Below are 11,547 nucleotides of genomic sequence, written 5' to 3'. Positions count from 1 at the left end.
CATGATTGAGTCGCCCCGTGTATGTGTGCAGGTTCAGAGTGTTTATGTGGAATCACAGTCACAGCCGGATGAAGAGCGTTACGTTTTCGCCTACACCATCACGGTGCGTAACCTGGGGCGCTCAACTGTTCAACTCCTGGGCCGCTATTGGTTGATCACCAACGCCAACGGCCGCCAAACCGAAGTGCAAGGTGAAGGCGTAGTAGGTGAGCAGCCGGTTATTGAACCAGGCGGCGAGTTCCAATACACCAGCGGCGCTATCCTTGAAACCCCGCTGGGCACCATGGAAGGGCATTACGAAATGATTGACCATCAGGGAAAATCATTCCGCATCGCTATTCCCGTCTTCCGCTTAGCTATCCCAACGCTGATTCATTAATATGTCGACATATCTTATTGGTGACGTTCATGGCTGTTTTGATGAACTGCGGTCGCTATTAGACCAGGTTGCGTTTGATCCGCAATACGACACGCTGTGGCTCACGGGCGATCTGGTGGCGCGCGGCCCCGGCTCGCTGGAAGTGCTGCGCTATGTGCGTTCGCTTGGCCCGGCGGTGCGAATGGTGCTGGGCAACCACGATTTGCACCTGCTGGCGGTTTACGCCGGCATCAGCCGCAACAAACCCAAAGACCGGCTAAACCCGCTGCTGGAAGCGCCGGATGCTGATGAGCTGATTAACTGGCTACGCCGCCAGCCGCTGCTGCAGGTTGATACCGAGCAGAAGCTGGTGATGGCCCATGCCGGCATCACGCCGCAGTGGGATATTGAAACCGCCCAAATATGCGCTCGCGAATTGGAAGCGGTGCTCAGCAGCGACAGCTATCCGCTGTTTCTGGATGCGATGTACGGCGATATGCCAAATAACTGGAGCCCGGAATTAAGCGGCTTGGCTCGCCTGCGTTTTAGCGCCAACGCGCTGACGCGCATGCGCTACTGCTTCCCGAACGGCCAGTTGGATATGATCTGTAAAGATGCGCCAGGCAGCGCGCCGGCGCCGCTGAAGCCTTGGTTTGAACTGCCGCGGCGGGTCGATGCTGATTACAGCATTATCTTCGGCCACTGGGCTTCGCTGGAAGGTAAAGGCACGCCGCCGGATATCTATGCGCTGGATACCGGCTGTTGCTGGGGCGGTAAACTGACGATGCTGCGCTGGAGCGATCGGCGCTATTTCGTTCAGCCGTCCAACCGCCGCGACATGTTGGATGAGGTCCCTCACCCCAACCCTCTCCCATAGGGAGAGGGAGCAGCCCGACGCCGGATGTATATCAAGAGACTGACTCTCGCTCCCTGTTAGCACGTTGAAAAGAGCTTAATCTTGCCCATTAACGGCGTTCTAAAATCTCAAAACAGTAGCTGTGTGAGTTTAGTTCATCCGCATCGTGGAACTCGCTGAACGAGGTTTCCCATTCGTCTGGCTCATAGTCGGGGAAGTGGGTATCACCGCCAATCTCGGCATCAATATGCGTCAGGTACATGCGGTTGGCCCGCGCCAGGAACTGGGTATATATGCTCCCACCGCCCATCACCATCACTTCTTCGGCGCCATCGGCTGCCGCCAGGGCTTCATCCAGCGAAGCCACCCAAGTGACGCCCGTATCCGTGCCCGGTTGGCTGCTTAGCACAATATTATGCCGGCCTGGCAGCGGGCGGCCTATCGACTCAAAGGTCTTGCGACCCATGATGACCGGCTTATTCAACGTGTTGCGTTTAAACCACGCAAGATCCGCCGGGAGATGCCACGGCATTGCGTTTTCCATACCAATTACGCGATCCGCCGCCAAGGCAGCGATCAGGCTGATAATCATTGTTTAACCCTGTATAGGCAGCAAAATTGCTCACACTATACGTAAAGCCCAATCGGCCGTCGATAGGCGAATCAAGCAATATGAATATATAAGACAGCTCCGATTAGCTATCCTAATACTACGAATTATTTACCTGCGCTAACCCTCTGAAAAATCTTGGTCATTACACGCCCGGACGTTTGCGATACAGCCACAGGCCCGGCAGGGAAAGCCCAATCGATAACGCCCCGACGATAAAACTGGCCTTGAGAAAGTTGGTCACCATCACCGACATCAACGCCTCGCTATAGCCCAGGTGCGAAATCTCCACCACGCTTATCATCGCGGTATAGGCCGAAATACCGGGGAACATAGGGATCACCGCCGCCACGGTGAACACCTTCGGGTGCGCCAGCAGCCAGCGCGACCACTTGATGCCGATAATGCCAATCAGGGTTGCCGCCAGCAGCGACGCCCATTCGATATTCATCCCGGCGTGCATCATCAGCATCCGCGAACCATGCCCCATCGCCCCCAGTAAAGCGCAGTAGCGCAGCGCGCGTATCGGCACGTTGAACACCATGGCAAACCCCAGCGCCGGCACCGCCGCCAGCAGCATATCCAGCAACAACGCCCATAGCAGGCTCATGACCACCCCCGCAGATCCCATAAAGCCATCGCCATCACCACGCCGATGCAGGTCGCCAGCGTCAGCAGGCTGGCCATCGCCCAGCGCGCCAGGCCGGTGTTCACATGGCCCTTGAACATATCGGCCACAGCGTTGATCAACGGGAAGCCCGGCACCAGCAGCAGTACGCTGGCTGCCATCGCAACGCTAGAGGTCTGGCTAAACACCGGCAGGCGCAATAACAAGCCGGAAATCGACGTCGCGACAAACGCCGTTAGGCAAAAGTTGATCAACGGGTTCATATGGTGCGCAGTGAGCACCTGCCGGACAAACATCGCCAGCCCGCTGGCGATGAAGGTGACGACAAAGGCGTCATTAGCGCCGCCGTTAAGTATGCTGAAACAACCGCAGGAAAGCCCCACCATCAGCACCACCAGCCAGCGCGGATAACGCAGCGGCCGCAGCCGCTCAAACCGGTGCGCCACGTCGTGCGCATCCGCCAGGCGGTGTTCCGCTAGGATCACCACGTGCTGCACCTCCGTCACCATATGCATGTTAATGCCGCGATCGGCATTCTTGCGGGTGGTGGTCAGGCACGCGCCGTTGCTGATAGTCGTCAACACCACCGCATTGGCGGAAATGGAGCTTTCCACGCTGTCCATGCCGAGCGCCAGCCCCAGGCGCGTCGCCAACTGTTCAACCACCATGCTTTCCGCCCCGTGTTGCAACAGCAGCAACGCACACTGAATACATAACCGGGTTATTTCACGCTGCTGCCGGCTGGGCTCCGGCAAGGAGACAGTCAATTCATGCTTCATACGATCCTGCAAACTCCCCTGAATAAACGGCCGATGAATGACAGGCCGGGAACACCGTTTATCGATATCCTGCGCTCTTTGCCTGACGCAGGTGTTGCACTGGCGGCGGCGCCACGATCTCTTGGCTGATACTACCTAACATTACCTCATTTGCAGGGTGCATATCAGTGTAAGCAACGTTATTATTTGAGCAATTTAGTCTTTTGTGCAGAGATGCAAATTATGTTTGAAACATCGTTATTTGTTGCCGGCATCGCCACGCTGGGGATGCTCTCTCCCGGGCCGGATTTTTTTCTCATCGTGAAGAACGCCGCCCGCTATCAGCGCCGGCTGGCATTGATAACTGCCTTCGGCGTTATCTGTGGCGTCGCCACCCATATGGCCTATTGCGTCGCCGGTTTGGCAGTGGTGATCACCACCACCCCATGGCTGTTCAACCTGTTGAAGTACGCCGGGGCGCTTTACCTGATTTGGATCGGCATACAGGCGCTGTTATCCCGCGGCGGCGGCAAAATGCACATCAGCGATCTGCCGCTTCAACAGACCAGCCGGAAAAGCGCCTTTATGCAGGGCTATTTGTGCAACCTGCTTAACCCGAAAGCCACGCTGTTCTTCCTGGCGGTCTTCACCCAGGTATTGCAAATTAACTCCGGTGTTGGCGAAAAGCTGTGGTATGCCGGGATTATTTTTATGCTGTCGGCCGTCTGGTGGCCGCTGTTGGTGCTGCTTATCCAGAGCAAGCCGGTGCGCCGCGCGCTGGAAAAGGGGCAGAAGTTTATCGATAAACTGCTTGGCGGCATGTTGATCGCGCTTGGGATCAAAGTCGCATTGAGTTAAGCGGCGGGTGCTGCGCGTCATCAGGCAGCCGAAAGAAAAGCCCGCCCCGGCAGTGTGGGGCGGGAAATGGTCGTTACTTAGTGATACAGGCGTGCATTTCCTGCACGGAAATCACCCGTTCGGTGGGATCGGCTTTCAACGCCATCGCCGTGGCGAAACCGCCGTTCAGCGTGGTGTCGTAATGCACCTTGTACTGCAGCGCACTGCGGCGGATCAGTTTGGAATCCTCAATCGCCTGGCGGCCTGCCGTGGTGTTGACGATATAGGTATATTCCCCGTTTTTGATCCGATCCTGAATGTGCGGGCGGCCTTCATGCACTTTATTCACCAGGCGCGGGTTAATGCCGGCTTCACCCAGCACCACCGCGGTGCCGTGGGTCGCATCCAGTTCAAAGCCATGTTTTAACAAGCTTGCCGCCAGATCCACCACCCGGGCTTTGTCGCCTTCACGCACCGACAGCAGCGCGCGGCCCTGTTTCTGCATTCTGGAGTTGCTGCCCAACATCGCCTTGGAAAACGCTTCGGCAAAGGTGCGGCCCACGCCCATCACTTCGCCGGTGGAACGCATTTCCGGCCCCAGAATCGGATCGACGCCGGGGAATTTGTTGAATGGCAGCACCACTTCTTTCACCGAGTAGTACGGCGGGATGATTTCATGGGTCACGCCCTGTTCGGCCAGGGATTTGCCCACCATCACGCGCGCGGCCACTTTCGCCAGCGGCACGCCGGTCGCTTTGGAGACGAACGGAACGGTACGCGCGGCGCGCGGGTTTACTTCGATCAGGTACACTTCGTTGTCTTTCACCGCAAACTGCACGTTCATCAAGCCGCGCACCTGCAGTTCGAACGCCAGTTTTTCCACCTGCTGGCGCATCACGTCCTGAATTTCCTGGCTGAGGGTATAAGCCGGCAGTGAGCAGGCGGAGTCGCCGGAGTGCACGCCCGCCTGTTCGATATGCTCCATGATGCCACCGATCAGCACGCGTTCGCCGTCACAAATAGCGTCAACGTCCACCTCCACGGCGTCATCCAGGAAGCGGTCCAGCAGTACCGGCGCATCGTTGGACACGCTGACCGCCGTCTGGAAATAACGGCGCAGGTCGATTTCGTCGTAGACGATTTCCATCGCGCGACCGCCCAGCACGTATGATGGGCGCACCACAAGCGGATAGCCGATGCCCGCTGCCTTCTCCACGGCCTGCTCGATGGTCGCCACGGTGGCGTTCGCTGGCTGTTTCAGCCCCAGGCGGTTCACCGCCTGCTGAAAGCGCTCGCGGTCTTCGGCGCGGTCGATGGCATCCGGGCTGGTGCCGATAACCGGCACGCCGGCGGCCTCCAGCTCACGGGCCAGCTTCAGCGGGGTTTGGCCGCCGTACTGCACGATCACCCCTTTCGGCTGCTCAATGCGCACGATTTCCAGCACGTCTTCCAGCGTCACCGGCTCGAAGTACAGGCGATCGGAGGTGTCGTAGTCGGTAGAGACGGTTTCCGGGTTACAGTTGACCATGATGGTTTCATAACCGTCTTCCCGCAGCGCCAGCGAAGCATGGACGCAGCAGTAGTCAAACTCAATACCCTGGCCGATACGGTTCGGGCCGCCGCCCAGCACCATCACTTTCGGACGATCGTTGGTCGGGTTGGATTCGCACTCTTCTTCATAGGTGGAGTACATATAGGCGGTATCGGTGGCGAACTCCGCCGCACAGGTATCCACGCGCTTGTAGACCGGGTGCAGGCCGTAACCATGGCGCAGTTTACGGATCGCGCCTTCGGCAACGCCGGCCAGCTTGGCCAGACGCGCATCGGCAAAGCCTTTGCGTTTCAGGGTATACAAGAAGTCCGGTGTCAGGCCGTTGATGCCTTCCGCCGCCACTTGTTCTTCCAGGCGCACCAGTTCTTCAATCTGTACCAGGAACCAGCGGTCGATGTTGGTCAGGTTGAACACGCCGTCAACCGACAGGCCGGCGCGGAAAGCGTCGGCAATGTACCAGATACGCTCGGCGCCGGCGTCTTTCAGTTCACGGCGGATTTTGGTCAGCGCTTCCGGATCGTCCAGGCTCACCTTCGGATCAAAGCCGGTGGCGCCCACTTCCAGACCACGCAGCGCTTTTTGCAGTGATTCCTGTTGGGTACGGCCAATTGCCATCACTTCCCCGACCGACTTCATCTGCGTGGTCAGGCGATCGTTGGCGCCGGCGAACTTCTCGAAGTTAAAGCGTGGGATCTTGGTCACCACATAGTCGATAGACGGCTCAAAGGATGCCGGGGTACGGCCGCCGGTGATGTCGTTCATCAACTCATCAAGGGTATAACCCACAGCCAGTTTGGCGGCGATTTTGGCAATCGGGAAGCCGGTCGCTTTCGATGCCAGCGCCGAGGAGCGTGACACGCGCGGGTTCATCTCAATCACAATCAGGCGGCCGGTTTTCGGGTTGACTGAGAACTGCACGTTGGAGCCGCCGGTTTCCACGCCGATCTCACGCAGCACCGCCATCGAGGCGTTACGCATGATTTGATATTCTTTGTCGGTCAGCGTCTGGGCAGGCGCTACGGTGATGGAATCGCCGGTATGGATGCCCATGGCATCGAAGTTTTCAATGGAGCAGACGATGATGCAGTTATCGTTCTTATCACGCACCACTTCCATCTCATACTCTTTCCAGCCAATCAGCGATTCGTCGATCAGCAACTCTTTGGTCGGCGACAAATCCAGGCCGCGCTCGCAGATCTCTTCGAACTCTTCACGGTTGTAGGCAATACCGCCGCCGGTGCCGCCCATGGTGAACGACGGGCGAATGATGCACGGGAAACCGACATCGGCGGCAACCGCCAGCGCTTCTTCCATGGTGTGCGCGATGCCGGAACGCGCGGTTTCCAGGCCGATTTTCTTCATCGCCTTGTCGAAACGTTGGCGATCTTCCGCTTTATCGATCGCATCGGCGGTGGCGCCGATCATGGTAACGCCGAACTCGGCCAACACGCCCTGGCGCTCCAGCTCCAGCGCACAGTTCAGCGCAGTTTGCCCGCCCATGGTCGGCAGCACGGCGTCCGGGCGCTCTTTTTCGATGATTTTGCGCACCACTTCCCACTGAATCGGCTCAATATAGGTTGCATCCGCCATTTCCGGATCGGTCATGATGGTCGCCGGGTTGGAGTTAACCAAAATGACGCGGTAGCCTTCTTCACGCAGCGCTTTACACGCCTGCGCGCCGGAGTAGTCAAACTCACACGCCTGGCCGATAACAATCGGACCGGCGCCCAGGATCAGGATGCTTTTTATATCTGTACGTTTTGGCATTTCTCTTTTGCTCCTGATTAGTTGGCGTTGGAACGGTAAGTCTCAATCAGTTCGATGAAGTGATCGAACAGCGGCGCAGCATCGTGCGGCCCAGGGCTTGCCTCTGGGTGGCCCTGGAAGCTGAACGCCGGTTTATCCGTGCGGTGAATGCCCTGAACCGTATGGTCGAACAACGATTTGTGGGTGACGCGCAGGTTTGCCGGCAGGTTGTTTTCATCAACTGCAAACCCGTGGTTTTGCGCGGTAATCATCACGCGGTTGGCGTCCAGATCCTTCACCGGATGGTTGCCGCCGTGGTGGCCCAGCTTCATCTTCACGGTATTCGCGCCGCTTGCCAGCGCCAGCAACTGGTGCCCCAGGCAGATACCAAATACCGGAATGTCGGTTTCCAGGAACTGTTTGATGGCGGCGATGGCGTAATCACACGGTTCCGGATCGCCCGGGCCGTTGGACAGGAAAATACCGTCCGGATTCATTTTCAACACCTCATCCGCCGGTGTTTGCGCCGGCACTACCGTCAAGCGGCAGCCGCGATCCACCAGCATACGCAGGATGTTGCGTTTGACGCCGTAATCATAAGCCACCACGTGATAAGGCAACGCGCTTGCGGCGGTATCTTCCGGCAGTTCGCCTTCCAACCGCCAGCTCCCTTGCTGCCAGGTATAGGTTTCGTTGGTCGTCACTTCCTTTGCCAGATCCATCCCTTTCAGCCCAGGGAAGGCTTTAGCCTGCGCCAGCGCCTGGGCGGCATCCAGATTTTCGCCCGCGATGATGCAACCGTTCTGCGCGCCTTTCTCACGCAGCAGCCGGGTCAGCTTGCGGGTATCGATATCGGCAATGGCGACAATGTTGTTGCGCTTGAGATAGTCGGACAGCCCTTCTTCACTGCGGTAGTTGCTGGCAATCAGAGGCAGATCGCGGATGACCAGCCCTTGAGCGTGAACCATTGAGGATTCTTCATCGGCGGCGTTGGTGCCGACATTGCCAATATGAGGATAAGTAAGAGTGACGATCTGGCGGGAGTAGGAAGGATCAGTGAGGATTTCTTGATAGCCGGTCATCGACGTATTGAAGACCACTTCCCCCACTGCCGTACCCTCTGCCCCAATGGCCCGACCGTGGAATTGGGTTCCGTCCTCCAGAACCAATAGCGCTGACTTAATCAAAACACCCTCCAAGGAATAATAAATCACAATATTTGCATATTAATTCAGATATCGCGATCTAAATCAATGCTAAAACTGCCTGAGAGGCTAATTTTTGGCAAATTGGGCGCATTTTAAAGATGAGTGCCTCACTTGTCCACCTAATACGCCATTTTTTATCTTATTTTCACTCCCCTCAGCGAATAATGATGGCTTTAGCCATAAAAGTAGAGGGAAACCCGGGTGGTTAAACGGTTGCGAGGGATAATCGAGTGCAATCGTGCTGTGAGGGGGGTTAAAGTGGGGTGGGAAAGCAGTATCTCAGGGAAAACATACCCAAAAAAAGCAGTTTACTGAAAAAAACAGCAACTTTATAAAATAATTAACAATAAATTGGTGTTTTATTAAATAAAAAAACGGGCAATAAAAATATTGCCCTTTTATCATAGCGTTATGACAAACACAGCCACATCACAATGGCCTACTAAAACATTAAATCTGGTCCAGACCGAGCACATCACGCATGTCAAACAGTCCTTTTTCCTGCTTCGACACCCAGGATGCCGCACGCACCGCGCCGTTGGCAAAAGTCATCCGGCTGGAGGCTTTATGGGTGATTTCCACACGTTCACCAATGTCAGCGAACATCGCGGTATGCTCGCCCACGATGTCCCCGGCGCGAATGGTGGCAAAGCCGATGCTTTGCGGATCGCGTTCGCCGGTATGCCCTTCGCGCGCGTAAACCGCACACTGCTTGAGATCGCGCCCCAGCGCATCGGCGATCGCCTCGCCCATCGCCAGCGCGGTGCCCGATGGCGCATCCACTTTATGGCGGTGGTGCGCTTCAATGATTTCGATATCGGTATAATCGCCCATCACCTTGGCCGCCTTTTCCAACAGCTTCAGCACCACGTTAACGCCAACGCTGAAGTTGGCTGCGAAGACGATGCCAATCTGTTGGGCCGCCTCTTTGATGGCGGCTTTGCCGGCGTCGTCAAAACCGGTGGTGCCGATCACCATCGCTTTGTGGTGCGCCACACAAAACGCCAGATGCTCCAGCGTGCCTTCCGGCCGGGTAAAGTCGATCAGAATGTCAAAATCATCCGCCACGCTCTCCAGGCTGGCGCTCACCGGCACGCCGAGCGCCCCTGCACCGGCCAGTTCGCCGGCGTCCGAGCCAATCAGGCTTGAGCCGGGGCGTTCAAGCGCCGCGCCCAGCACCACGCCCTGCGCCTGTTGCACCGCCAGGATCAGTTGACGGCCCATACGGCCGCCGGCGCCAGCAATCGCAATGCGGATCTGTGAATCTGTCATACTTCTCTCTCTTTTTCCGTCAAAAGCCGTTATCCGGCTACAAAGGGCTAAACCCAATAGTAAAATTCGTCACATTAGGTTAACTGCCCCACCCCGGCACCGCCAGAGGATTTAAATCATAATTAGAAAATTATGATATCCCGCCATTTTTATCAGCGATGCTATAAATTTTCGCCGCTGCGCCTGCCAAACAATACTGCATAGACAGCGGACAGTTTTACATAATCATGCAGTTTTCCCGCTGCCGATGATAAAAACGCCATCGTCAGATAGCAAAACGGGGAGCCTAAGCTCCCCGTTGTTGATTGCCGTCGCGTCAATCGATCTGCCGGATATCCACCCGCAGCTCTTTTGGCACTTCAAACACGATGTTCTCTTCCCGGCCGCTGATTTCCAGCACCGATTTCCCGCCCATCGCCTTCAGGCGGTTGATCACCTCCTGCACTAGCACGTCCGGCGCGGATGCGCCGGCGGTGACGCCGATGTGGGTGGTGTTTTTCAGCCAGGCTTCCTGAATGTCTTCCGCCGAATCGATCAGATACGCCGGTTTCCCCACCCGCTGCGCCAGTTCCGCCAGGCGGTTGGAGTTGGACGAGTTTTTCGACCCCACCACCAATACCACATCCGCATCCCCGGCCAGGCTGCGCACCGCTTCCTGGCGGTTGGTGGTGGCATAACAGATATCATCCTTGCGCGGCCCAATAATCTTGGGGAAGCGTTGGCGCAGGGCGTCGATCACATCGGAGGTATCATCAACCGATAGCGTGGTCTGTGTCATAAAGCACAGATTGTCTTCATGCTTAACCTGCAGCTTCCAGACGTCTTCCGGCGATTCCACCAGGTACATCCCCCCTTCCGGGTTGTTGTACTGGCCCATGGTGCCTTCCACCTCCGGATGGCCGGCGTGGCCGATCAGAATGGCCTCTGTACCCTTGCGGCTGGCACGAGCCACTTCCATATGCACTTTAGTCACCAACGGGCAGGTAGCGTCGAACAGCATCGTCAGGCTACGCGCCTTCGCTTCGGCGCGCACCGCCTGGGAAACCCCATGCGCCGAGAAGATGAGGATTGAGCCATCCGGTACTTCGGCGATCTCTTCAATAAACACCGCGCCGCGCGCGCGCAGGCTGTCCACCACATAGCGGTTGTGCACCACTTCATGGCGCACGTAGATCGGCGCGCCGTAAATTTCCAGCGCGCGTTCCACGATACTGATCGCGCGATCGACCCCGGCACAGAAACCACGGGGGTTAGCCAACAAGATTTGCATGCGTCGCCTCCTGCTGCGGATCAATCTCCAGCACCTCAAGCTCGAAGGTCACTGGGTGGCCCGCAAGTGGATGATTGAAATCAACGGTGACAGACTCTTCCGCCACTTCACGCACTACGCCCGGCATTTCACTGCCGTCGATTGCCGTGAACAGCATGATAGTGCCGACATCCGGCACACCGGTGTCGGCAAAATCGCGCCGCAGGAAGAATTGGATCAGATCCGGGTTGTTCACGCCAAAAGCATCTTCCGGCTGCAGGGTGAAGGTATTTTTATCACCGGCGTGCAGCCCGATCAGTTGTTGCTCAAGCGCGTTCGACAGGCTGCCGTCGCCAAGGCGAAACAGCGCCGGTTTGCCGCTGCGGCGGGTTGATTCCGCCGTCGAGCCATCTTCCAGCGTCAACGTAAAGTGCACCAGCACCGCGCTGCCGCTGTTAACCTGAGCCGTCATA

The 11,547-nt window shown here is 57.1% G+C and carries 11 protein-coding genes; 3 read left to right on the top strand and 8 right to left on the bottom strand.

The features are described from left to right. The first annotated feature begins 1 nt into the window (after position 1). Positions 2-379 carry a Co2+/Mg2+ efflux facilitator ApaG/CorD gene (gene apaG, locus AC559G_RS07415; protein ID WP_279025030.1) on the top strand — a complete coding sequence of 126 codons (378 nt, stop codon included), beginning with the start codon at positions 2-4 and terminating at the stop codon, positions 377-379. A gap of 1 nt (position 380) precedes the next feature. Then, complete coding sequence (gene apaH, locus AC559G_RS07410) at positions 381-1,235, top strand: diadenosine tetraphosphatase (RefSeq protein ID WP_498912063.1); 855 nt, start codon at positions 381-383, stop codon at positions 1,233-1,235. Positions 1,236-1,323: 88 nt separating this feature from the next. Here the strand turns inward: apaH and folA are convergent, their stop codons facing one another. The 3 genes from folA to AC559G_RS07395 form a co-directional block, all read right to left on the bottom strand. Next, the gene (folA, locus tag AC559G_RS07405) at positions 1,324-1,806 is read right to left on the bottom strand and encodes a type 3 dihydrofolate reductase (RefSeq protein ID WP_279024270.1); all 483 of its coding nucleotides are present in this window, start codon (positions 1,804-1,806) and stop codon (positions 1,324-1,326) included. A 163-nt stretch (positions 1,807-1,969) separates the two neighbouring features. Further along, on the bottom strand, positions 1,970-2,434 hold the full coding sequence (locus tag AC559G_RS07400; protein ID WP_498912062.1) for a threonine/serine exporter family protein: 465 nt from the start codon (positions 2,432-2,434) through the stop codon (positions 1,970-1,972). Beyond that, positions 2,431-3,231, bottom strand: coding sequence for a threonine/serine exporter family protein (locus AC559G_RS07395; RefSeq protein WP_438597402.1), 801 nt, complete (start codon positions 3,229-3,231; stop codon positions 2,431-2,433). The genes AC559G_RS07400 and AC559G_RS07395 overlap by 4 nt, the downstream gene beginning before the upstream one ends. A gap of 222 nt (positions 3,232-3,453) precedes the next feature. On the opposite strand from AC559G_RS07395, the gene AC559G_RS07390 reads away from it, so the two are divergent. Then, the gene (locus AC559G_RS07390) at positions 3,454-4,068 is read left to right on the top strand and encodes a LysE family translocator (RefSeq protein ID WP_498912061.1); all 615 of its coding nucleotides are present in this window, start codon (positions 3,454-3,456) and stop codon (positions 4,066-4,068) included. A 73-nt stretch (positions 4,069-4,141) separates the two neighbouring features. Here the strand turns inward: AC559G_RS07390 and carB are convergent, their stop codons facing one another. From carB to fkpB, 5 genes are all read right to left on the bottom strand, one after another. Next, positions 4,142-7,366, bottom strand: a complete 3,225-nt coding sequence (gene carB / locus AC559G_RS07385) for a carbamoyl phosphate synthase large subunit (RefSeq protein ID WP_498912060.1) — start codon at positions 7,364-7,366, stop codon at positions 4,142-4,144. Between the two features lie 17 nt (positions 7,367-7,383). Continuing rightward, positions 7,384-8,532: a glutamine-hydrolyzing carbamoyl-phosphate synthase small subunit gene (gene carA / locus AC559G_RS07380; protein WP_438597400.1), complete on the bottom strand. Its 1,149-nt coding sequence runs from the start codon at positions 8,530-8,532 to the stop codon at positions 7,384-7,386. Positions 8,533-9,003: 471 nt separating this feature from the next. Beyond that, positions 9,004-9,825 (bottom strand): 4-hydroxy-tetrahydrodipicolinate reductase, encoded by an 822-nt coding sequence (dapB, locus tag AC559G_RS07375; RefSeq protein ID WP_498912059.1) that lies wholly within the window; start codon positions 9,823-9,825, stop codon positions 9,004-9,006. Between the two features lie 316 nt (positions 9,826-10,141). Further along, positions 10,142-11,095, bottom strand: coding sequence for a 4-hydroxy-3-methylbut-2-enyl diphosphate reductase (ispH, locus tag AC559G_RS07370; RefSeq protein WP_498912058.1), 954 nt, complete (start codon positions 11,093-11,095; stop codon positions 10,142-10,144). Further along, positions 11,076-11,546, bottom strand: a complete 471-nt coding sequence (gene fkpB, locus AC559G_RS07365) for an FKBP-type peptidyl-prolyl cis-trans isomerase (protein WP_498912057.1) — start codon at positions 11,544-11,546, stop codon at positions 11,076-11,078. Before fkpB ends, ispH begins: the two co-directional genes overlap by 20 nt. Position 11,547 lies beyond the last annotated feature (1 nt).

The organism is Gibbsiella greigii, assembly GCF_039540155.1.
Taxonomy (GTDB): Bacteria; Pseudomonadota; Gammaproteobacteria; order Enterobacterales; family Enterobacteriaceae; genus Gibbsiella; species Gibbsiella quercinecans.
The sequence above is the reverse complement of the archived record's forward strand: the minus strand, read 5'-3'. Positions and strand labels throughout refer to the sequence as shown.

Bases quoted from the DNA above. Each gene is read 5' to 3' on its own strand.
- AC559G_RS07395 (WP_438597402.1), bottom strand. From the start codon at position 3,231: ATGAAGCATGAATTGACTGTCTCCTTGCCGGAGCCCAGCCGGCAGCAG.
- fkpB (WP_498912057.1), bottom strand. From the start codon at position 11,546: ATGACGGCTCAGGTTAACAGCGGCAGCGCGGTGCTGGTGCACTTTACG.
- folA (WP_279024270.1), bottom strand. From the start codon at position 1,806: ATGATTATCAGCCTGATCGCTGCCTTGGCGGCGGATCGCGTAATTGGT.
- apaG (WP_279025030.1), top strand. From the start codon at position 2: ATGATTGAGTCGCCCCGTGTATGTGTGCAGGTTCAGAGTGTTTATGTG.
- AC559G_RS07390 (WP_498912061.1), top strand. From the start codon at position 3,454: ATGTTTGAAACATCGTTATTTGTTGCCGGCATCGCCACGCTGGGGATG.
- apaH (WP_498912063.1), top strand. From the start codon at position 381: ATGTCGACATATCTTATTGGTGACGTTCATGGCTGTTTTGATGAACTG.
- dapB (WP_498912059.1), bottom strand. From the start codon at position 9,825: ATGACAGATTCACAGATCCGCATTGCGATTGCTGGCGCCGGCGGCCGT.
- ispH (WP_498912058.1), bottom strand. From the start codon at position 11,095: ATGCAAATCTTGTTGGCTAACCCCCGTGGTTTCTGTGCCGGGGTCGAT.
- AC559G_RS07400 (WP_498912062.1), bottom strand. From the start codon at position 2,434: ATGAGCCTGCTATGGGCGTTGTTGCTGGATATGCTGCTGGCGGCGGTG.
- carB (WP_498912060.1), bottom strand. From the start codon at position 7,366: ATGCCAAAACGTACAGATATAAAAAGCATCCTGATCCTGGGCGCCGGT.